This is a genomic window from Streptomyces sp. SYP-A7185 (assembly GCF_046103685.1).
In the GTDB taxonomy this organism is placed as follows: Bacteria; Actinomycetota; Actinomycetes; order Streptomycetales; family Streptomycetaceae; genus Streptomyces.
Genome location: NZ_CP122310.1, coordinates 7,950,901 through 7,971,196 on the forward strand (window position 1 = coordinate 7,950,901; position 20,296 = coordinate 7,971,196).

Here is a 20,296-nt window from a genome sequence, read left to right on the forward strand (position 1 = left end):
TCGTCCTACCCGAATCCTGGCACCACGAAGACGAGCCACACCGCGGCGGGTACCACGGCCACCACGATGCCGCCGTACACCATCAGCTGCCGGAAGAAGCGCTCCCGGTCGACGTCCGGGGCCGCGGCGAGGACCAGCGCGCCGTTGGTCGAGAAGGGGCTGACGTCCACGACGGTGGCGGAGACGGCGAGCGCGGCGATCATGCCGACCGCGCCGATCTCGCCCTGGGCCAGGAACGGCACGGCCAGCGGGATGAGCGCGCCCATGATGCCGACGGAGGAGGCGAAGGCGGAGATGATCGCCCCGATGTAGCAGAGCAGCAGGGCGGCGACGAGCGGGACGCCGATGTCGGAGACGCCCTCACCGGCCCACTTGATGGTGCCCATCTCCTCCAGGACGCCGACGTAGGTCAGCACGCCGCAGATCAGGAGCACGGTCGACCAGGCGATCTCACTGACGGCCTTGCGGCTGGACTCGGGCCAGAACGCGCTCAGGAGCACGGCCAGGGTGATGGCGCTGAGACCGGCGTCGAGGTCGAAGGCGAGGACGGCCACGACGAGGGCGACCAGGGCGGCGAGCGTGGCGATCTTGGCCGGATCGAGCCGCGAACCGGCGTCGGTCCCGGCCGATGTGGCTTCCGCCGGTCCGTCGCCCTCCGGCGTGCGTCCGTCCGGGCCCGGGTCCGTGCCGGTGTCGCGGCCGCCCAGCTTCAGACCGCCGAAGAGGACGAAGACGATCCCAGCGATGATGAGGTTGACGACGAGCGAGGCGAGGAAGAGCACGAGTTCGTTGCCCGGCAGGTCCTCGCGCTCCACGATGCCGTTGACGATCGACCCGTAGATGCTGATGGGCGAGAAGCCGCCGCCCTGGGCCCCGTGCACCACCATGGCGCCCATCAGGAGCGGGCTGATCCCGTACCGGGCGGCGAAGCTCAGGGCGATCGGCGCGACGATCGCCACGGCGGCCGGGCTGACCGCGCCGATCGCGGTGAGCGCCCCGGTGATCACGAACATCACCCAGGGGATCAGGGCGATCCGCCCGCGCACCAGCCGGATGGAGGCGTGCACCAGCCAGTCGGTGGTGCCGTTCGCGCGGGCGATCGCGAACAGATAGGTCACGCCGACCAGCACGACGAACAGGTCGCCGGGGAATCCGGCGAAGATGCCGTCCGCGTCGAGGTCGGCGGCCAGCTCACCGACCGCGAAGGCGGCGGCGAAGGCGAGTGCGCCCATGTTGATGGAGCGGGTGGTGGCGATCACGAAGACCACCACGAGTACGAGGATGGAGATGAGTTCGGCGGACATCGTGGGCTCCCGTCCCTGGGGCCGTCCTTGCGGGGCCGTGGCTCGGCCGTGCGGGGCCGGTCGGTTCCGCCCCACGGCCATGCGGTGGCCAAGTGGCTGAGCCAATCCGGCGGTTGGCGGAACTCAGCGTCGGGGCATCGGTTTCGGCCGTCAAGGGATCGGACGTAAATTGGCTGAGCCAATGGGCCACTCGTCCACTGGAGGCACCGCTGTTAGGCTGCGGATCCATCGGCACGGGGGCCGGAGCCTGGCACGGGACCGGCATCGGGGGGTTGGGATGACTGACGCGCTGCGCCCCATGGGCAGGACACGGCTGTACGAGCAGGTGCTCGACCGGCTGCGCGCCTACGTCGGCGAGGGCGGCCTGCGCTCCGGCGACCGGCTGCCGCCCGAGCGGGAACTGGCGCAGCGCCTAGGCGTCTCCCGCGCCTCCGTGAAGCAGGCCATCGTCGTGCTCGAAGTGCAGGGCCTGGTCGAGGTGCGGCACGGCGGCGGCACCTATCTGGTCAAGGACAGCCTGGACGCCGAGCCCGTGGAGCGGCTCGTGGAGCGCAAGCGGCGGCTGCCGGACGTGCTGGAGGCGCGCGAGGCCCTGGAGACCAAGCTCGCCGAACTGGCCGCCGAGCGCCGCACGGACGAGGACCTGCACGCGATGCGGGAGGCCCTGGACACCATGGCGCGGGAGATCGAGGCGGGCGAGCACGGGGTCGAGGGCGACCGGCTCTTCCACGCCGCCGTGACCGCGGCCGCCCACAGCGCGCTGCTCGCCGAGTTCATGCGCTCCATCGCCGAGCAGATCACCGAGAGCCGCAACGAATCGCTGCGCCAGGTGCGCCGTCCCGCCCGGTCCCTCGCCCAGCACCACGCGATCCTCGACGCGATCGAGGCCGGCCGGGGCCGGGCGGCGGCCGCCGCGATGCGCCGGCACGTGCGGACCGTCGCGAAGGTACGGCTGCTCGACTGGAACCCGGAGGACGGCCAGACGGGCGCGGCGGAGGACCCCGCGGGGTGATACCCGCGGTAACTTCCGTGCCGCACAGGGCTTTTCTTTCGTCGGCGCAGGCCACACCATGCTCGGGACCGCTCGTGACCAAGGGGGAACCCGTGCTGCGCCGAACGTCCGTCCCGCTGACCCTCGCCGCTCTCGCCGCCCTCCTCACGCCGCTGACCACCGCCCGCGCGGACACGGCCCCGGAGGCCGTCCGCACGCCGGTGATCTTCGTCCATGGCTACAACGCCGACCCGGGCGTGTGGGGCTCCCTGCGCGACGACTTCAAGGCGTCCGGATACACGGACGGCGAGCTGTTCTCCTGGGGGTACGACACCGGCAAGTCGGTGAACGAGGTGCTGTCCGGCCGGTTCGCGGCGTACGTCGAGGAGGTGCGCGCCCGGACGGGCGCCGCCAAGGTCGACGTCGTCGCCCACTCCTTCGGCAGTCTCGTCACGCGCTGGTACGTCAAGTACGGCGGCGGCACCGGCACGGTCGCCCACTGGGCCTCGCTCGCCGGCCCCAACCACGGCACCGCCACGGCCTGGGCCTGCGCCGCCTGGTCCCAGGCCTGCCGCGACATGACGCCCGGATCGTACGTCCAGGACGGGCTCGCCGAGGGCGACGAGACGCCCGGAGACGTCGCCCACGCGACCTGGTGGTCCGGCTGCGACGAGGTCATCAACCCGGACAAGAGCGTGCTCCTGGACGGCGCGGTGAACCACGCGGCCGGATGCCTGAAACACAACGACCTGCTGGGAGACGACGGGGTGTCCCAGGGGGTGCGGGACTTCCTGGGCGGCTGACCTCACGGGGAAGAACCCATTCGCCTGGTTCTTCGCTCCCGGTCGTGTTGCTCGCTCCGGGCGCCGTACGCGGCACCGATGGTAAGCACCATGGACGACGACAGCGCCCCCCGTCACCCCGGCACCGGGGCACGAGCCTCCGCACTCCTGCGCCACCCCAAGCTGTGGCTGGTGCCCACCGTCTTGACCGGGCTGCTCGCCCTGCTGCTGTCCCTGCTCTATATGGGCGGCATCATCAGCCCCAACCGCGACCTGCGCGAGCTGCCCCTGGCCATCGTCAACATGGACCGGGGCGCGCCACCGGCCGGACAGAAGCAGAACCTGGGGACGCAGATCACCCGGACCGTCCTCGCCGACTCGTCCGGCGACAAGGCCGACTGGCGGCCGCTCACCCGGTCCGCAGCCCAGGACGAACTGGACTCCGGCAAGATCTACGGGGCCCTGCTCATCCCCGCTGAGTTCACCGACTCCGTCGCCGCGCTGACCACCGCGCGCGCCAAGGAGCGGCCGACGATGACGGTCCTGACCAACCCCGGCATGGGGAGCCTCGGTTCCTCCCTGGCGAGCAAGATCGCCACGACGGCCGCGCAGCAGTCCTCCCGGGCCATCGGCGAGCAGCTGAAGTCCGCGGGCGCCGACCGGGGGGCCGGTCCCACCGCGGGCCTGCTGCTGGCCGACCCCGTCGCCATCGCCACCGAGGTCGGCCATCCCATCGGCGACCACAGCGGCCTCGGCCTGAGCGCGTTCTACTACACCCTGCTGCTCGTCCTGGCCGGGTTCCTCGGCGCCAACCTCATCAGCATGGGCGTCGACACCGCACTCGGGTACGCCGACGGCGAGATCGGACCCTGGCACACCCGCCGCCCGACCGTGCCGATCAGCCGCACCCAGACGCTGCTCCTGAAGATGGCCATGACCGCGGGCAGCACGGTCCTGACCACCACCTTGATCATGCTGGCGACCGTCGCGATCCTGGGGATGGACGCCACTCATCTGCCGTTGCTGTGGGTCTTCTCCTACTGCGCGAGCCTCGCGGTGGGTCTGGGCGTCCAGGCCATCAACGCCGCTTTCGGCGGGATCGGCCAGCTCGTGTCCATGTTCGTGTTCATCGTCCTCGGCCTGCCGTCCTCCGGGGCCACCATCCCGCTGGAGGCGGTCCCGGGCTTCTACCGCTTCCTCGGCATCTTTGAGCCGATGCGCCAGCTCAGCGGGGGCGTCCGGTCCATCCTGTTCTTCGACGCCCGCGCCGATGCCGGCCTCGCCCGCGCCTGGATCATGATCGCGGTCGGTGTGGCCCTGGCGGCGGCGTTCGGGTTCGCGATGACCCGGTACTACGACCGCAAGGGACTGCACCGGATGACCCCGCAGCCCTCACCGGCGGACTAGCGGCGGGCCAGAGCCGGTCCAGGGCTGGACCAAAGCCGGTCAAGTGCCGGTCTAGCGGCGGACGCGGAAGCGGGTCACCAGGTCCTCGCCCGCGGGGCCCGACGCCGACTTGTCGGCCACGTACGCCGTGCCCTTGGCCACGTGGACGTGGTTGGGCAATGCCGGGGTGGCCACCGTCTTCACGACGGCTCCCTTGCGCGGGTCGACGACCGTCACGGTGGCGGAGAGCCGGTTGACGGCCAGGACATGGCCCGAACGGTGGTCGACGGCCACGGACTTGGTGCCCCCGCCGGAGACCACGGACCGGGTCACGGCGCCCTTGCGGAGGTCGACGACGGAGACGGTGCCCGCGCTCTGGTCGCCGGTGTAGGCGGTGCGGCCGTTCTTGGAGAGCGCCACCGAGAGCGGTCCGTCGCCGGTCGGTATGAGCCGCGGGTCCGGGGCGCCGGGGGAGACCTCGATGATCCGGTCGCCGGTGTGGTCGGCCGCGTACACCGAACCGGTCCGCTCGTTCACGGCGAGGCCCGTCGGTCCCGCGCCCGGGACGGTGACGCGCCGCTTCTCCTTGAAGGTGCCGGAGTCGAAGGCGACGAGGGTGCCGTCGCCGAAGGCGCTCGCCCACACCAGGTCGCGCCGCTCGTCGACGACGATCTCCCGGGCGTGCCGCACGCCGGGCAGGGTGGCCAGATGCCTGCCGGTGCGCTGGCTGTAGACGGAGACGGAGTCGTCGCGGGTGTTCGTCGTCCAGACGGTGTCGTGCTCGTCGTCGACGGCGACGCCGTAGACGGACCGGACGGCGCCCGTGGCCGCGTCGGTGGCCGGCGCGTACGACTTCTCCACCCGCAGCGTTTCCGGATCGACCTTCAGGAGCCGGGACTCCGTGACGGGCGCGGGCGGCTGGCCCACCGAAGAGGCCACCCAGAGCGCGTCGTTGCGGTCCGAGTACGCCGACTGGTAGAGGCCCGGCGCGATCGGCACGGAGGCGGCGGCCGGGGCTGCGGCGGCCCCCGCGGTGCCGGTCGAGACCAGGGCACCTCCCGCGGCGAGCGACACGGTGATCGCGGTGATACGGCGGGCCCGGCGGATGGTTGAGCTCATGCTGCGTCGATCTCCTTGGCAGATGTGCCTCCGGAGGAAGGCACTCGCCGGTCAACTTAGCCGAGCCTTACCTAATCCGTCACCGGGTGGGATGCCGGGCCCCGCGCCGCACCCGGCACCGGGCCCGGCCCCGGACGTGCCGGGGCCCGCTCCCGACGTCGTTCAGGACAGGCAGCCCGCGTGGGCGAGGGCCTGCTTGAGGAGCACGCCGTGCCCGCCCGGCATCTCGTGCTGGACCACCTCGGACGAGGCCTCCTGGGGGCTGAACCAGGCCAGGTCCAGGGCGTCCTGCCGGGGGCGGCAGTCGCCGGCCACCGGGACGATGTAGGCGAGGGACACCGCGTGCTGGCGCGGATCGTGGAACGGCGTGATGCCCTGCGTCGGGAAGTACTCGGCGACGGTGAAGGGCTGCAGGGAGGCCGGGACGCGCGGGAGGGCCGCCGGGCCGAGGTCCTTCTCCAGATGGCGCAGCAGGGCGTCCCGCACCCGCTCGTGGTGCAGGACCCGGCCGGAGACGAGGGAGCGGCTGACCGCCCCGTCCCGTCCCATTCCCAACAGGAGTCCGATGCTGGTGACTTCGCCGTTGTCGTCGACGCGCACCGGCACGGCCTCGACGTACAGGATCGGCATACGTGCCCTGGCCTGCTCGAGCTCGTCGGAGGTCAGCCAGCCGGGCGTGGTTTCGGTCGTGTCAGACATCGGCTGATCATACGTTCACTGGCTCCCGGCGTGCTGCTCCACCTTGGTCGCGTCCAGATCGGCGTAGAGGGCGTTCTCGTTCAGCTCGGCCTCGTCCCTCGGCTCTCGTCCTCCGCCGGGGCCGACGGCGAAGGTTCCCTCGTACGGAGTGCCCGGCGCGGCGCTGGACTAGCCGAACGCCGGGAGCGGCGCCGCGAGGCGTGCCGCGCGTCCCGGTGAGAGCCGAGCATCAGGCGTCGTCCTTCACGGTCGCGGTGGGACCGGCGTGGTGCGTGGGGGCCTTGTCGGTCGTGCCGCGGGTGCCGGACCACGCCTGCCACAGGGAGGCATAGGGGCCGGAGCCCGTGCGCAGTTCGTCGTGGGTGCCGCTCTCCACGATGCGGCCGTCCTCCATGACGACGATCCGGTCCGCGGTCGCGGCCTGGGTGAGGCGGTGCGCGACGACCAGCGCGGTGCGTCCCTCGACGGCCCGGTCGGCGGCCTTCTCCAGGAGGCGTGCGCCGGTGCTGCCCGCTTCGGCCGTCGCCTCGTCGAGGACGGCCACCGGCGGGTCGGCCAGCATCAGCCGGGCCAGGGCGAGTTGCTGCACCTGGGCGGAGGTGAGGCGGTGGCCTCCGTCGCCCACGACGGTGGCCAGGCCGTCGGGCAGTGCTTCGGCCCAGTCCAGCGCCTCGACGTCGGTCAGCGCCGCGCGCAGTTCGGCGTCGGTGGCGTCGGCGCGGGCCAGGCGCAGATCGTCCGCGAGCGGCCCGGCGAAGACGTGCGTCTCCTGGGTGACCAGGGCGACCGGAAGGCCGCCGCCCCGGCCCGCCGTGCCGGTCAGGTGCACCGAACCGGAGGTCGGCCGGTGCACCCCGGCGATGAGCTTGGCGAGGGTGGTCTTGCCTGCGCCGCTCGGGCCGACCAGGGCCACGCGTTCCCCGGCCCGGAGCGTCAGGTCCACGTCCCGCAGGACGGGCTGCCCGGGGACGTACGCGTGGTCGATGCCGAGCACGGTGACGGTGCCGTCCGGCTGCGCGCCGGGCTCCCGCGCCGCCCCGGCGGCGGTCTCCGGTGCGGGCGTGGCGTCGGCGAGGGGCTCGGGGGTCTTCTCGTCGGCGACGCCGACGAGCCGGGCGAGCGAGGCCGTGGCGGACTGCGCGTCGTCCAGGAGGACGAGCGCGGAGTTGACCGGCGCGAACAGGCTGTGGAAGTAGAGCGCGGCGGCGGTCGCGGTGCCGATGGACACGGAGCCCGCGCGGACCAGGAGGAAGCCGGTCACCAGGACCGCGGCGAGGCCGGTGTACTCGGCGACGTGCAGCCGGTTGTAGAAGTCGAGGACCAGGCGGATGCCGCGCATCTTCAGGGCGACCGCGGCCGACGAGCGCCGGGTCACGCGCGCGGTGTGCTCCTCCTCGATGCGGAAGGCCCGCACCGTGCCCGCGCCCGCGATGGTGTCCAGGAGCTGCTGCTGCTGGGCCCCCATGGCGATGCGCTGCTGGGCGTAGAGCGGGACGGCGTGGCGCACGTACCAGCGGGCCGTGGACGCCTGGACGGGGACCGCGAGGAGGGCGGCGACCAGGAAGCGCCAGTCGAGCGCCGCCATCGCGACGAGCGTCAGCACGATGGCCAGCAGGGAACGGGCCAGCTCGGGCAGGGCGCTGCGCACCGCCTCGCCCACCACCGAGACGTCCCGGGTCACGCGGGCGGTGAGGTCTCCGGCGCCGGCCTTCTCGACCTGTTCCAGCGGCAGCCGCAGGGCCTTCTCCACGAACCTCTCGCGCAGCTGCGCGAGCACGGTCTCACCGAGCCGGGAGACCAGCGTCAGGCCCAGCGAGGTGGTCCCGCCGTGCGCGAGGGCGACCAGGACCAGCAGGACGACCGGCAGCGTGAGGTCGCCGGCCGGGCGCTGATCGGCGACCAGGTCGACGATGCGGCCGAGCAGGGGCTGCACGAGCAGCCCCACGGCGGTCGCCGCGATCATGACGGCGAAGCCGCCGGCGGCGAGGCTCCGGTGCGGGCGCACCAGGGCGCGGACCGCGGCGCGGGTGCGGGGCGCGGTGGCGGTGGGGAGCAGCTCGCGGGTGTCCGGGTGCCGCCCCGTCCCGTGCTCTGTCTCCTGCCCCGTCTCCTGCTCTGCCGCCGGGTGCCGTCGTGCCGAGGAATCGTTCATGCCAACACCGCCGTGCGATAGGCCTCATGCCGCTGGATCAGGTCTGCGTGCGGGGCCGTGTCGATGACGCGGCCCTCGTCCAGGAGCACCACCCGGTCGGTGACCGAGAGCAGTGCGGGGCTCGTGGTCACCAGGACCGTGGTGCGGCCCTTGCGGATCTCGCGGACGCCGGCCGCGATGCGGGCCTCGGTCACGGCGTCGACCGCGGTGGTCGGATCGTGGACCACGAGGACGGGCGGCTCGGCGGCCAGTGCCCGGGCGAGGGCGACGCGCTGGCGCTGCCCGCCCGACAGGGAGCGCCCGCGTTCGCCGACCGGTGTGTGCTCGCCGTCCGGCAGCGTCCGGGCGACCTGGGCGACTCCGGCGGCCGCCATGGCCTGCTCCGGGTCGGTGGCGTCGGCCGCTGCCGCCGTGACGTTGTCGCGGACGGTGCCTTCGAAGAGGTCCGCGTCGTGTTCGGCGACGAGCATCGCCGTACGCAGTTCGGCCGGGTCCAGGTCCCGCAGACTGATGCCGTCCAGGGCGACGGCCCCGGTCTCCGGGTCGGCTCGCCGGGCCAGACAGCGCAGCAGGTCCCCCGCGTGGGCGGGGTCCGTGGCGACCACGCCGACCAGTTCGCCGGGCGCGACGTCCAGGTCCACGCCGCGCAGTCCGCCGTGGTGTACGCCGTCGAGCCGTACCGCCCCGCGCACCGGGAAGGGCAGGCTCCGGTCCCCGGCGGTGACGACCGGCGCGGTGGCGACGACCTCCGCGATCCGGGTGGCCGACGCCCGGCCCTGGGCGAACTCGGCGTTGACCCAGGCCAGCACCTCCAGCGGGCCGAGCAGGAAGAGCGCGAGGCCGACCGCCGAGACCAGCTCGCCCAGGCTGATGCTGCCCTGGGCGGCCAGCCGGCCGCCGACCAGCGCGACGGCGGCGATCAGGCAGCCGGTCAGGGCGAGGACCATGCCGCTCTGGAAGGCCTGGGCGCGCGCCGCCTTCAGGGTGGCGCCGAGGGAGTCGCGGCTGGTGGTGCGGTAGCGGGCGATGGCCGCCGACTCGCCGCCGATGCCCTTGAGGATCCGCAGGCCCGTGACCAGGTCGGCGGCGACGGCAGACGCATGGGCCGCACGCTCCTGCTCGGCCTCGCTGCGGCTTTCGAGGGGTTTGCTCAGGAGGTGCCCCAGCCACAGCAGCACCGGCGTGCCGAGCAGCACCACGAGGCCGAGCGTCAGCGACATGCGCAGCAGGACGACGGCGCAGGTGAGGATGCCGGTCAGGGCCGAGATCCCGGACATCAGGGCCATGTTCACGGCGCCGACCCGCTTGGCGTCCTCGGTCGCGATGTTGGCGAGGGCGCCGGGCAGCCTGCCGTCCTCGGCGCCGCCGCCGGGATGCAGGATGCGTCGTACGAGGGAGATGCGCAGGGTGTGCTCGGCGCGGGCGGCGGACCGCTCACCGGCCATGGCGCCGAAGCGGAAGCTCAGCGCGAGCGCCACATAGCCCACGGCGAGCACGGCCAGGCACACGAGCAGCGCGCCGGTGTCGGAGTCGGTGACGGCCTGGTCGATCGCGACGCCGATCAGGACGGGGACCAGCGCCTCGCCTATCTGGTGCCCGGAACCCAGCACCGAGCCGACGGCGACGTCGCGCCGCTGGCCCCGTATCGACTCTCTCAGGACGTCCCGCCCCGACGGACTTGATGAACTCACCCGCCACCCCTCCAGGGCCGGACAGCAAAAATCTAGGTGAGGCTACCCTAAGTTGGTTCATCGTGGTGCGGCCCCATGGGAATGACCGGCGGCGCACCACTGACGGTCTCCGGCGTGGTCCGGTGCCCGTTCGGCGCTCCCGGGCACCCTAGGCTTCACCTGGCACCGGCCCCCTGACCCCTGGAGCGCACACCGTGTTCGACCCCGCACCGGAGTACCCGTACCCCGACGGCCACCGTCCGGACCAGGCGCCGGCGCCGCACGCGCTGCTCGCGCCCGTGCTCGGTCTGCTGGGTACCTGGCACGGCCGGGGCCAGGGTCAGTATCCGACGCTCGACGCGGACTTCAGCTACGCCCAGGAGGTCACCTTCAGCCACGACGGCCGCCCCTTCCTGCGGTACGAGGCGCGGGCCTGGCTCCTGGACGCCGACGACGCGCCGCTGCGGCCCTCCGCGCGTGAGAGCGGCTGGTGGCGGTTGCAGCCCGACGGGCGGGTGGAGGCGCTGATCACGCAGCCCACCGGCATCGCGGAGATCGCGGTGGGCCGGGCGGCCGACGGCGCGATCGACCTCGCCACCGATCAGGTGGCCCGCACTCCCACCGCCAAGGAGGTCCAGGCCACGCGTCGCCGCTACACACTCACCGACGACGGCCGACTGGCCTTCGAACACGACCTCGAAGCGGTCGGCCAGCCCTTGCAGCACCACCTCTCCGCGCGGCTGCGACGCATGGCGTAGGGGAGACGGGCGGGGCAGCGGGGGCGCGGACCGTCCGTACGTGGAGGTCCGTGCGCGAGAGGCGCCGTACGTGGCGGGAAAGCGGCCTTGACCGAGGCTCGCCAAAGTCTATGGTCTGGACTAATCAACCCTCACGAACACCTGGCACCAGCACTTCACGCACACCCCCACAACCCCCCGCCGTGAAGGAGTCACGCATGCACAGGAAGCGGAAGTTGGCCGCCGTCATCGGAGCGGGCCTGGCACCGGTCCTCGCCCTCACGCTGCCCACCGGTTCGGCCAGCGCACACGGATACGTCAACGCACCGGCCAGCCGGCAGGCGCAGTGCGCCGCGGGCACGGTCGCGTGCGGCGAGATCAAATGGGAACCCCAGAGCGTCGAAGGACCCAAGGGCCTGCGCAGTTGCAGTGGCGGCAACGCCCGGTTCGCGGAACTCGACAACGACAGCAAGGGCTGGAAGGTCAGCAACGTCAGCAGGACGCAGACCTTCACCTGGACCTTCACCGCACGCCACCGCACCGCGAACTACGAGTACTTCGTCGACGGCACGAAGGTCGCCACCATCGACGGCGGCAACCAGCAGCCGCCCGCCACCGTCTCGCACCAGGTCAACCTCGGCAGCGCCCCCGGCAGGCACAAGGTGCTCGCGGTCTGGAACATCGGCGACACGTCCAACGCGTTCTACGCGTGCATCGACGTCAACATCCGCTAGCCGCCGCCGGGGCGGCCCGGCTCGCGCCCCCTCGGCACACCGCTGAAATCTCTCCGGTCATGGCCCTATGAACTGATACGCCCTCTGGTTACCCTCCGGCGCATGATTTCCACGGTTGTCTGGGGTACCGGAAATGTCGGCCGCGCGGCCATACGTGCCGTCGAGGCGCACCCGGCGCTGAAGCTCACGGCCGTGCTCGTCCACAGTCCCGACAAGGTCGGCCGCGACGCGGCCGACCTCGCCGGTCTCCAGGGGCAGTTGGGCGTCACGGCGACCGACGACGTCGACGCGGTCCTTGCGGCATCGCCCGGGGCCGTGGTGTACGCGGCCTCCGGCGACATCCGCCCCGACGAGGCCCTCGACGACGTGGGCCGCGCGATCCGGGCCGGTGCCGTCGTCGTCACTCCCGCGCTGTACGCGCTCTACGACCAGCGCAACGCCCCGCCCGAGCTGCGGGACCCGCTCCTGGCCGCCGTCGCGGAGGGCGGTGGCTCCCTGTTCGTGTCCGGCGTCGACCCCGGCTGGGGCAACGACGTGCTGCCGCTGCTGATCAGCGGCCTGGGCAGCACCGTCGACGGGATCCGCTGCCAGGAGATCTTCGACTACTCCACGTACGACCAGGAGGATTCCGTACGCCACCTGATCGGCATGGGGCATCCGATGGACTACGAGCCCCTGATGCTCGCCGAGACCGTGCCGACCATGGTGTGGGGCGGCCAGATCCGGCTGATGGCCAGGGCGCTCGGCGTCGAACTCGACGACATCCGCGAGACGTTGGAGCGGCGTGCGCTCGACACCGCGGTGAGCACCCGCACGATGGGCGACTTCGCGGCGGGCACCCAGGGCGCGGTGCGCTTCGAGGTGCAGGGCATCGTCGGCGGCGAACCGCGCATCGTCATCGAGCACGTCACCCGCATCCACCCGTCCTGCGCCCCCGACTGGCCGGTGCCCCCGGACGGCGCGGGCGCCCACCGGGTGATCATCGAGGGGCGGCCGCGCATCGAGGTCACGGTCGAGGCCACCGACGAGGGCGAGAACCGGTCGGCGGGCGGCAACGCCACCGCGGTCGGCCGGCTGGTCGGCGCCATCGACTGGCTCGTGGCGGCGGACCCCGGACTGTACGACGCGCTCGACGTCCCGCTGCGCCCCGCGACCGGCAAGCTCGGAAGGAGCAAGCAATGAGTTCGATGCACATCGACATCCCCGAGGGGCAGGAGCCCATCGGGTACGTGTGGGGCGACATGGTCCCCGGGATCGGCATGGCCGCGGCGAACTTCTCGCTGTCGGTGTACGAGCACACGACCCTGGGACTGCGGGAGTTCGAGGCCGCGCGGCTGCGGATCGCGCAGATCAACGGGTGTCTCTTCTGCCTCGACTGGCGGACCGAGCGCGAGGGCCAGAAGGTGGAGGAGGAGTTCGCCGAAGCGGTGACCCAGTGGCGCACCACCGACGCCTTCGACGACCGGACACGTCTTGCCGCCGAGTACGCCGAGCGGTACGCCCTGGATCACCATGGCCTGGACGAGGAGTTCTGGACGCGGATGACCGCGCACTACAGCCAGCACGAGATCGTGGAGCTGAGCATGAGCATGGGCTCCTGGCTGGCGTTCGGCCGGCTCAACCACGTGCTCGGCCTCGACGCGGTGTGCGTCCTGCCCGGGCACTGACCTCAAGGGCCCTGGTGACAGCCGCGGTCACAGATCGGTCGCGATGATCTTCTCGATGTTGCGTTCGGCGAGCGCCGTGATGGTGACGAACGGGTTGACGCTCGTGTTGCCGGGGATGAGCGAGCCGTCGATGACGTACAGGCCCGGATGCCCGTGCAGCCGGCCGTAGTTGTCGGTGGCCTTGTTCAGGACGGCGCCGCCGAGCGGGTGATAGGTGAGATGGTCGCCCCAGACCTTGTACGTGCCGAACAGATCGGTGCGGTAGATCGTCCCTTCCTTTGAGTTGATCTTGTCGAAGATGGTCTTGGCGGCGTCGATGGACGGCTGCTTCCAGGCCGTCTGCCAGTTCAGCTCCGCCTTGCCCGCCGCGGCGTTCCAGGAGAAGGAGGCGCGGTTCGGGTTCTTGGTGATCGAGAGGTAGAACGAGGCGTAGGTCTCGATCCCGGTGGGCAGCGGCGCGACCTCGGCGAACGCGCCACCGGCCGCCCAGTTGTCGATGCCGGCGGTGGGGATGGACGACTGGACCTTGCCGGTCGCGTCCCACATGTGATTGGCGCGGCCGCACATCACGTTGCCGTTGTCGCCCCAGCCCTTGCCGATCTCTCCGTTCAGGTGGGGCAGGGCGCCGGTGGCTTTCAGCTTGACGAGCAGTTTGCTGGTGCCGACGCTGCCGGCGGCGAAGAACACCCGGTCGGCGGTGACGGACTTGGTCGCGGTGGTGTCGCCGCTGGTGTTGAGCTGCTCGATGACGACGGTGTAGCCGCCGCCGGAGGCCGGTGACACCGTGGTGACCCGGTGCAGCGGCGAGATGGTGACCCTTCCGGTCGCGGTGGCCTTGGCGATGTAGGTCTTCTGGAGCGACTTCTTGCCGTAGTTGTTGCCATAGAGGATCTCGCCGGCGACAGCCGACTTGGGGACCGTCCCGGCCGCCTCCTGCTTCATGTAGTCCCAGTCGTAGACCCCCGGTACGAAGACGAACGGGAACCCGGAGCGCTGGGCGTGCTTCCGGCCGACCCGCGAGTACTGGTAGCAGTCGACGCCGTCGAACCAGGCCGGGTCGATGGTGCTGACGCCGAGACCGGCGTTGGCGCGCGGATAGTAGGTGGAGTACATCTCGTCGGCGTTGACCGACGGGAGGACGGCGCCGAAGTTCTCGCGCTTGGGCGTGACCGCCATGCCGCCGTTGACCAGGGAGCCGCCGCCGACGCCGCGGCCCTGGTAGACGATGATCCCGCCGAACTCCTCGGCGTCCAGGATCCCGGTGTAGCGCGGGATGGCCTTGTCGATCGGGAAGCCGAGGAAGTTGCTGAGGGGCTGTTTGCTCTTGGTGCGCAGCCAGTAGGAACGGCCGTCGGGTGAGGTCGTGTGGGCGAAGATCTTGCCGTCGGCGCCGGGGGTGTCCCAGGCCATGCCCATCTCGACCATGTGGACGTCGACGCCCGCCTGGGCGAGACGCAGGGCGGCGACGGAACCGCCGTACCCGGTGCCGATCACCAGGACGGGGACGCGGGCTCCGTCGCCGATGGGTCCGGCGGCCGCGGCGGCTGCCGGGGCGGCGTACGCCTGGGCCGCGGGGGAGAGGCTCGCGAGACTCGCGACGCCGAGAATAGAACTGGTTCCAGCTATGAATCTTCGGCGTGAAACGCCTCCGGAACCGTCAGAACACGTGGTGGACACACTCATGTGACGTTCCTCACTCTCGTAGGAATGGGAACGAGTTCTACTGCGAGTTGCGTGTTAAGTCACTGCATACCTAGAAGTAACTTCTGCCCGATCTTGTCGGGCTGATCTTTAATGTCGGCGGGATCTTGAATGTCCGATCTTCGTCCGATCTTCATCCGATCTCGGGTCCCCGCGCTGCCTTACGGGGCGTCCCGCATGAGCTGCTCGCGCGCGGCGGCGACGTCGAAGTCCGCCTTCGGGTACTCCGGATCCAGCGCGCTCAGGTGCTCCAGGAGCAGCTTGCTGATCGCCCAGTTGCGGTACCACTTGCGGTCCGCCGGGACGAGGAACCAGGGAGCGTGCTCCGTCGAGCAGCGCTCAAGCGCGATCTCGTACGCCTCCTGGTAGGCGGGCCACAGGGCGCGCTCCTCGATGTCGCCCGGGTTGAACTTCCAGTGCTTGTCCGGGTTGTCGACGCGTTCGAGCAGGCGGCGGCGCTGCTGCTCGTAGGAGATGTGCAGGAAGCACTTGATGACGGTGACGCCGTCGTCGGCCAGGCTCTGCTCGAACTGGTTGATCCGGCCGTAGCGGCGGCCCAGGTCGCTGGGAGGGACCAGTTCGCGGACCCGGGCGATGAGGACGTCTTCGTACTGCGAGCGGTCGAAGATGCCGATCTCGCCGGGTACGGGGAGCGCCTGGGTGATGCGCCAGAGGAAGGGGTGGCTCAGCTCCTCCGGAGTGGGCGCCTTGAAGGCTTTGATGCGGCAGCCCGAGGGGTTGAACTGGCCGATGACGTGCTTGACCGTGCCGCCCTTGCCGCTGGTGTCCATGCCTTGCAGGACCAGGAGGACGCGGCGGCGGTCACCGGCGGTGCTCGCCGCGTAGAGCCGCTCCTGGAGGTCGGCGAGGCGTTCACCCATCCGGGCGGTGGCCAGGACGCCGGCGGCCTTGTCCTTGGGGCCCCCGGGGGTGGCATCGGTCTTGTGGGAGGTGAGGTCGACGGGCTCGCCGCCGGGGATGCGCAGGAGGTCGCGGAGCGGGGTGGTCTTCTGTTTGACGGGGTTCTTGTCGCGCTTCTTGCCGTTCTTGGCCTTGGTCATTGCGTGGCCCCTTCCTCCGGTGTGCCTCGATCGTGGGCCCGGGGGCGGACGGCCGCCAGCCGGGTCGGGGAGGGGGTGCAAGGAAGAGAGGAGGGAGGGGGCTGGGGTCGTTGGTGGGGCGTGGCGTGCTTGTAAAGGAATGCTTGTAAAGGAAGCTTTCTAAAGATAGCTTTAGATGGTGGACGAGACTCCGGAGAACCCCAGCCCCACCGAGCGCAGCATCCAGCTCACCGACCCCCGCGCCCTGCGGGCCTACGCCCACCCCACGCGCATGGCCCTGGTCGGCCTGCTGCGGCAGAGCGGCCCCTTCACGGCCACCCGGGCCGCCGAGCTGACCGGCGAATCCGTGGCCAGCTGCTCGTACCACCTGCGGATACTGGCGAAGTACGGGCTGGTCGAGGAGGCCCCCGGCGGCCGAGGGCGCGAGAAGCCGTGGCGGGCGACCGCCCGGTTCACCGACTGGCCCGGCTACAGCGAGGACCCCTCCGTCGCCGAAGCGTCGGACGCCCTGTCCGCCGCGGTCGCCCGCCGGTACTTCGACCGGGCCGCCCGGGCCATGGAGAAGCGCCACACGCTGCCGCGGGCCTGGCAGGAGGCGGAGCAGTTCAGCGACTCGCTCCTGCACCTCACCCCCGAGGAGCTGACCGACATCGGCGAGCGCATCGACGCGCTGCTGCGGCCTTACGAGGACCGGGGGACCGATCCGGCCCGACGCCCCGAGGGCACGCGCACCGTCAGCGTGGTGCGGCTCGCCTTCGTGGACCGCGAGATCCCCGAGGACGCCCCGACCGGTGACGGCGAGGCGGACGAGGGTCAGGGCGGGGACCCGAGAGGGGAGCCCGGAGCATGAGAAGGCCGAGGACAGGGACAGGGACGGGGAGCGGAACAGGGGCAGGGGCGAGCGCAGAGACGAGGGCAGGGACAGGGATACGGGAGCGCATACCCGCCCTGCTGCGCGAGCGGACCTTCCGGAGTTACTGGACCGGGCGGACCGTCTCGCTCGTCGGCGACGAGATCTCCCTGATCGCCATCCCGCTCGCCGCCGTGCTCGTCCTCGGCGCCGACGCCGCCGAGATGGGCTGGCTCAAGGCGGCCGAGCTGCTGCCCGCGCTCCTCCTCAACATCCCGCTGGGCGCCTGGGCCGACCGGCAGGCACGGCGGCGGCGCGCCATGATCGCCGCGGACCTGGTGCGCGCGGCGCTGCTGGTGTCGCTCCCGGTCGCGTATCTGCTCGACGTCCTGACGCTGGCGCAGCTCTATGTGACGGCCTTCGGGATCGGTGCGCTGACCGTGCTCTTCGAGGCCTGCAACAACACGCTGTTCGTGGCGCTGGTGTCGCGCGAGCGCTATGTGCAGGCCAACTCACTGGTCAGCGGCAGCCGTTCGATGTCCTGGCTGGCCGGACCCGGCATCGGCGGGCTCCTCGTGCAGTTGCTCACCGCCCCCTTCGCCCTGCTCGCGGACGCCTGCACCTATCTCGCGTCGGCCCGCTTCCTCGCACGCGTCGACCCCGTCGAACCCGTCCCCGCGCCGGTCGGCAAGGGGCACTTAACGGCCGGTCTGCGGTGGGTGGTCAAGGAGCCGTCGATGCGGGCGCTGTTCGCCTGGTCGGGGACCATCCAGTTCTTCAACTACATGTTCCACACGCTCTTCGTGCTGTACGTGACGGTCGAGCTGGGCCTGAGTGCGGGCGTTCTCGGCGCGATCCTGAGCGCCGGTGCCGTCGGCGGTCTGATCGGCGCCATGAGCAGCGGCAGGATCGTGGCCCGCTTCGGCATCGGCCCCTCGATCCTGTGCGGTTCCGTGGTGTTCACCCTGCCCCTGGTGCTCGTACCGCTCGCCGACGGTCCGTTGCCGCTGGTCGTCGTGACGCTCTTCGCCGCCGAATTCCTCAGCTGCGTCGGCGTGATGGTCATCGACATCGCCTCCGCGTCCCTCCAGATGGTGCTGATCCCCGAGGCCATCCGCTCCCGGGTCATGGGCGCCTTCCGCACCCTGAACCACGGCTTCCGCCCCCTGGGCGCCCTGCTCGGCGGCGCGCTGGGCGCGGCGATGGGCCTGCGCCCCACGCTCTGGATCGGCACGGCCGGCGCGGTCCTTGCGATCCTGTGGCTCCTGCCGTCCCCGATCCCCACCACCCGAGCCCTCCCCGAACCGGTCACCCAGGACACCGTCCCCGCCTGAGCGAACCCCCTGGCGGGGCGCCACGATCAGGCCGTCGGAAAGCCCGGTGTCCCCGCCAGGCGCGTTCTACGATGAGCACCGCGCATCACCTCAGGGGGAAGGGGCCGGCCCGTGGAGGTCAACCTCACGTTCGGCGACGGAACCTCGGGCGCCCACGAACAGAGCGACGAGTTCGCGGCGTCCGTGCTGTCGCTGTACCGCTGGCTGGTCGCGGAGCCCGAACTGCGCGGTCACGCCCGCATGTCCACCGAGGCGCGGCAGACCGAACAGGGACGCATGGGTGACGGTCTCGACCTCATCAATGTCGTCCTCGCCAACAGCATCGCCTTGGGCGGCCTGGTCACGGCTGTCGCCGCCTGGCGGGGCTCGCGTCCGCGGCCGCCGCAGGTGCGGCTCGAACGGGACGGTGTCGTGATCGCCCTGCAGGACTGTTCGCCGGAGACCGTCGAACAGGTCCTGCGACTGTGGAACCAGGGCCCCGGCGCCGCATCGTCCCCGCAGCCGGCGCCCGCGCCCCTCCCGGCGGACGGGGATGACGAGTAACCGTGGCGCTGCTGTCTGATCCGGCCCGCTCCGAGGCCGTACTGGTCGGTGTTCACGACTACACCCACCTGGAAGGCTTGCCTGCCGTCGCCCGCAACCTGAAAGGGCTCCGAGCCGTTCTGACCGACCCCGCCATCTGGGGTCTTTCTGAGGGTGCCTGCACGGTGATCTCCCAGCCGGGCACCGCCGAGGGGGTGCTCGACGTGGTGCGGGACCGGGCACACCGGGCCCTCGACACCCTGCTCGTCTACTACGCCGGCCACGGACTGACGGACCCGCACACCGAGGAGCTGTACCTGGCCCTGCCCGATTCGGACGGCGAACGAGAGTACACCTGGCTGCGGTACGAGTACCTGCGCAGGGCCGTGCTCGATCCGCAGGCCCGCGCCCGGCGCACCGTGCTGATCCTCGACTGCTGCTACAGCGGCCGTGCCCTGGTCGGCAAGATGAGTGCGAGTACGCATGTCGCGGACCAGGCCGTCGTCGACGGGACGTGCGTGATCGTGTCCTGCGCCGAGACGCGCCCCGCGCTGTCTCTGCCCGGCGAGATGTACACCGCGTTCACCGGCGAGCTCATCGCGACCCTTGGCGAGGGGGTCGCGGGCAAACCCGATCCGCTGGACATGGACACCCTCTACCGGGACGTACGGCGGGCGCTGACCGCCAAGTCCCGCCCGGTGCCACAGCAGCGCAACCGCAATCTCGGCGGCGACATCGCCATCGCCCGCAACATGGCCTCGGCCCACGGCGCACCGTCCCCGCCGGACCTGTCGAGCCTGGACCTCCGGCAGCGGGAGGCGGAGGAGCGGCTCGCACGGTTGGAGCGGCGGGCGGAGCAAATGCGTCTGGAGAGCGAGGGGTTGCGCCGAGAGGCGGAGCAGCGTGCCCGGGAGACCGTCGAGACCGCGCAACGCCTGGCGTCGGCGGTGGCGGCGACTCCCGAGCCCGACTTCCAGCCGTTCTGGTTCGCGGTGCCGGTCGCACGCCCGTTGATGGGCGAGGACGGAAGGCTGCAGCCGATCGCGGAGCTGGCCTCGGGCATCTGGCACCTGGCCGTGGGAAGGCGCGGAACGGCGCTTGTTGCCATGACCCAGGAGGGCCACCGTGGGCTTCTGCTCGACGTCTCGGAACTCCAGCGGGGTTTCAGCGAGGAACCCGATGCGCGAGAAAAGCCTCGTCCGTATGGCAGAAGCACCGTTGAGTCGCTGCGACGCACCCAGCGGACCGTGCGCGATGCCCGGCGCCTTGCCGACGCGGTGACCGCCTCCGCCGATCCGGACTTCGAGATGTTCTGGTTCGCGGTGCCGGTCGCACGCCCGCTGATGAGTGAGGACGGCAGCCTCAAGGAGGTGGCGGAGCTGCTACCCGGCACGTGGTACCTGGCGGTCGAGCAGCGGGGCGAGGGGCTTGTCGCCCAGACCCAGGACGGCCGACGCGGATTCCTGCTCAACACCTCCAACATCCAGCGGGGCTGATCGCCGCCGGCCGCGCACCAAAGAGAACCGCCAACTCCCTTGCGTCACAGGCGTTTTGGGGCTGCGTCAGGCATTGACATCCTCACCCCGC

The 20,296-nt window shown here is 71.4% G+C and carries 17 protein-coding genes and 2 pseudogenes; 12 read left to right on the forward strand and 7 right to left on the reverse strand.

What is annotated here, in order from left to right:
• Window positions 1-5 precede the first annotated feature (5 nt).
• A complete protein-coding gene (locus QBL25_RS34805; RefSeq protein ID WP_409060923.1) occupies window positions 6-1,304 on the reverse strand; it encodes an SLC13 family permease in 1,299 nt (432 codons plus the stop codon).
• A 277-nt stretch (window positions 1,305-1,581) separates the two neighbouring features.
• On the opposite strand from QBL25_RS34805, the gene QBL25_RS34810 reads away from it, so the two are divergent.
• The 3 genes from QBL25_RS34810 to QBL25_RS34820 all read left to right on the forward strand — a co-directional run bounded on the left by QBL25_RS34810 (window position 1,582) and on the right by QBL25_RS34820 (window position 4,484).
• Window positions 1,582-2,316: a FadR/GntR family transcriptional regulator gene (locus QBL25_RS34810; RefSeq protein ID WP_409060924.1), complete on the forward strand. Its 735-nt coding sequence runs from the start codon at window positions 1,582-1,584 to the stop codon at window positions 2,314-2,316.
• 95 nt (window positions 2,317-2,411) lie between these two features.
• Entirely contained in the window at window positions 2,412-3,098 is a 687-nt protein-coding gene (locus tag QBL25_RS34815) for an esterase/lipase family protein (RefSeq protein ID WP_409062886.1), read from the forward strand.
• A gap of 90 nt (window positions 3,099-3,188) precedes the next feature.
• Window positions 3,189-4,484 (forward strand): YhgE/Pip domain-containing protein, encoded by a 1,296-nt coding sequence (locus tag QBL25_RS34820; protein ID WP_409060925.1) that lies wholly within the window; start codon window positions 3,189-3,191, stop codon window positions 4,482-4,484.
• Between the two features lie 51 nt (window positions 4,485-4,535).
• Here the strand turns inward: QBL25_RS34820 and QBL25_RS34825 are convergent, their stop codons facing one another.
• The 4 genes from QBL25_RS34825 to QBL25_RS34840 form a co-directional block, all read right to left on the reverse strand.
• Complete coding sequence (locus tag QBL25_RS34825; RefSeq protein ID WP_409060926.1) at window positions 4,536-5,582, reverse strand: YncE family protein; 1,047 nt, start codon at window positions 5,580-5,582, stop codon at window positions 4,536-4,538.
• Between the two features lie 162 nt (window positions 5,583-5,744).
• A complete protein-coding gene (locus QBL25_RS34830) occupies window positions 5,745-6,281 on the reverse strand; it encodes an NUDIX hydrolase family protein (RefSeq protein ID WP_409060927.1) in 537 nt (178 codons plus the stop codon).
• A gap of 229 nt (window positions 6,282-6,510) precedes the next feature.
• Complete coding sequence (locus QBL25_RS34835; RefSeq protein ID WP_409060928.1) at window positions 6,511-8,433, reverse strand: ABC transporter ATP-binding protein; 1,923 nt, start codon at window positions 8,431-8,433, stop codon at window positions 6,511-6,513.
• Window positions 8,430-10,124 carry an ABC transporter ATP-binding protein gene (locus tag QBL25_RS34840; protein ID WP_409060929.1) on the reverse strand — a complete coding sequence of 565 codons (1,695 nt, stop codon included), beginning with the start codon at window positions 10,122-10,124 and terminating at the stop codon, window positions 8,430-8,432. Before QBL25_RS34840 ends, QBL25_RS34835 begins: the two co-directional genes overlap by 4 nt.
• A gap of 194 nt (window positions 10,125-10,318) precedes the next feature.
• Between QBL25_RS34840 and QBL25_RS34845 the strand changes: the two genes are divergently transcribed.
• From QBL25_RS34845 to QBL25_RS34860, 4 genes are all read left to right on the forward strand, one after another.
• Window positions 10,319-10,861, forward strand: a complete 543-nt coding sequence (locus tag QBL25_RS34845) for an FABP family protein (protein ID WP_409060930.1) — start codon at window positions 10,319-10,321, stop codon at window positions 10,859-10,861.
• A gap of 197 nt (window positions 10,862-11,058) precedes the next feature.
• Window positions 11,059-11,574, forward strand: coding sequence for a lytic polysaccharide monooxygenase auxiliary activity family 9 protein (locus tag QBL25_RS34850; RefSeq protein WP_409060931.1), 516 nt, complete (start codon window positions 11,059-11,061; stop codon window positions 11,572-11,574).
• Window positions 11,575-11,676: 102 nt separating this feature from the next.
• Window positions 11,677-12,756, forward strand: a complete 1,080-nt coding sequence (locus QBL25_RS34855; RefSeq protein ID WP_409060932.1) for a dihydrodipicolinate reductase — start codon at window positions 11,677-11,679, stop codon at window positions 12,754-12,756.
• A gap of 5 nt (window positions 12,757-12,761) precedes the next feature.
• A complete protein-coding gene (locus QBL25_RS34860; RefSeq protein ID WP_409062887.1) occupies window positions 12,762-13,241 on the forward strand; it encodes a carboxymuconolactone decarboxylase family protein in 480 nt (159 codons plus the stop codon).
• A gap of 27 nt (window positions 13,242-13,268) precedes the next feature.
• Here the strand turns inward: QBL25_RS34860 and QBL25_RS34865 are convergent, their stop codons facing one another.
• A complete protein-coding gene (locus QBL25_RS34865) occupies window positions 13,269-14,924 on the reverse strand; it encodes a GMC oxidoreductase (RefSeq protein ID WP_409060933.1) in 1,656 nt (551 codons plus the stop codon).
• 179 nt (window positions 14,925-15,103) lie between these two features.
• On the reverse strand, window positions 15,104-16,003 hold the full coding sequence (locus tag QBL25_RS34870) for a polyphosphate kinase 2 family protein (protein ID WP_409060934.1): 900 nt from the start codon (window positions 16,001-16,003) through the stop codon (window positions 15,104-15,106).
• A gap of 175 nt (window positions 16,004-16,178) precedes the next feature.
• Between QBL25_RS34870 and QBL25_RS34875 the strand changes: the two genes are divergently transcribed.
• The 5 genes and pseudogenes from QBL25_RS34875 to QBL25_RS34895 all read left to right on the forward strand — a co-directional run.
• Window positions 16,179-16,853 carry a helix-turn-helix domain-containing protein gene (locus QBL25_RS34875; protein WP_409060935.1) on the forward strand — a complete coding sequence of 225 codons (675 nt, stop codon included), beginning with the start codon at window positions 16,179-16,181 and terminating at the stop codon, window positions 16,851-16,853.
• The gene (locus QBL25_RS34880; RefSeq protein ID WP_409060936.1) at window positions 16,850-18,187 is read left to right on the forward strand and encodes an MFS transporter; all 1,338 of its coding nucleotides are present in this window, start codon (window positions 16,850-16,852) and stop codon (window positions 18,185-18,187) included. The genes QBL25_RS34875 and QBL25_RS34880 overlap by 4 nt, the downstream gene beginning before the upstream one ends.
• A 111-nt stretch (window positions 18,188-18,298) precedes the next feature.
• Window positions 18,299-18,730, forward strand: coding sequence for an effector-associated constant component EACC1 (locus QBL25_RS34885; RefSeq protein WP_409060937.1), 432 nt, complete (start codon window positions 18,299-18,301; stop codon window positions 18,728-18,730).
• Between the two features lie 2 nt (window positions 18,731-18,732).
• Window positions 18,733-19,404, forward strand: a pseudogene (locus QBL25_RS34890) (caspase domain-containing protein); the annotation flags it as partial.
• 600 nt (window positions 19,405-20,004) lie between these two features.
• Window positions 20,005-20,205 (forward strand): annotated as a pseudogene (locus QBL25_RS34895) (hypothetical protein); the annotation flags it as partial.
• Window positions 20,206-20,296 lie beyond the last annotated feature (91 nt).

What these genes read in the sequence shown, in the direction of transcription:
- QBL25_RS34805 (WP_409060923.1), bottom strand. Translation starts at nt 1,304, where the DNA reads ATGTCCGCCGAACTCATCTCCATCCTCGTACTCGTGGTGGTCTTCGTG.
- QBL25_RS34810 (WP_409060924.1), top strand. Translation starts at nt 1,582, where the DNA reads ATGACTGACGCGCTGCGCCCCATGGGCAGGACACGGCTGTACGAGCAG.
- QBL25_RS34820 (WP_409060925.1), top strand. Translation starts at nt 3,189, where the DNA reads ATGGACGACGACAGCGCCCCCCGTCACCCCGGCACCGGGGCACGAGCC.
- QBL25_RS34825 (WP_409060926.1), bottom strand. Translation starts at nt 5,582, where the DNA reads ATGAGCTCAACCATCCGCCGGGCCCGCCGTATCACCGCGATCACCGTG.
- QBL25_RS34830 (WP_409060927.1), bottom strand. Translation starts at nt 6,281, where the DNA reads ATGTCTGACACGACCGAAACCACGCCCGGCTGGCTGACCTCCGACGAG.
- QBL25_RS34835 (WP_409060928.1), bottom strand. Translation starts at nt 8,433, where the DNA reads ATGAACGATTCCTCGGCACGACGGCACCCGGCGGCAGAGCAGGAGACG.
- QBL25_RS34850 (WP_409060931.1), top strand. Translation starts at nt 11,059, where the DNA reads ATGCACAGGAAGCGGAAGTTGGCCGCCGTCATCGGAGCGGGCCTGGCA.
- QBL25_RS34855 (WP_409060932.1), top strand. Translation starts at nt 11,677, where the DNA reads ATGATTTCCACGGTTGTCTGGGGTACCGGAAATGTCGGCCGCGCGGCC.
- QBL25_RS34860 (WP_409062887.1), top strand. Translation starts at nt 12,762, where the DNA reads ATGCACATCGACATCCCCGAGGGGCAGGAGCCCATCGGGTACGTGTGG.
- QBL25_RS34865 (WP_409060933.1), bottom strand. Translation starts at nt 14,924, where the DNA reads ATGAGTGTGTCCACCACGTGTTCTGACGGTTCCGGAGGCGTTTCACGC.
- QBL25_RS34870 (WP_409060934.1), bottom strand. Translation starts at nt 16,003, where the DNA reads ATGACCAAGGCCAAGAACGGCAAGAAGCGCGACAAGAACCCCGTCAAA.
- QBL25_RS34875 (WP_409060935.1), top strand. Translation starts at nt 16,179, where the DNA reads ATGGTGGACGAGACTCCGGAGAACCCCAGCCCCACCGAGCGCAGCATC.
- QBL25_RS34880 (WP_409060936.1), top strand. Translation starts at nt 16,850, where the DNA reads ATGAGAAGGCCGAGGACAGGGACAGGGACGGGGAGCGGAACAGGGGCA.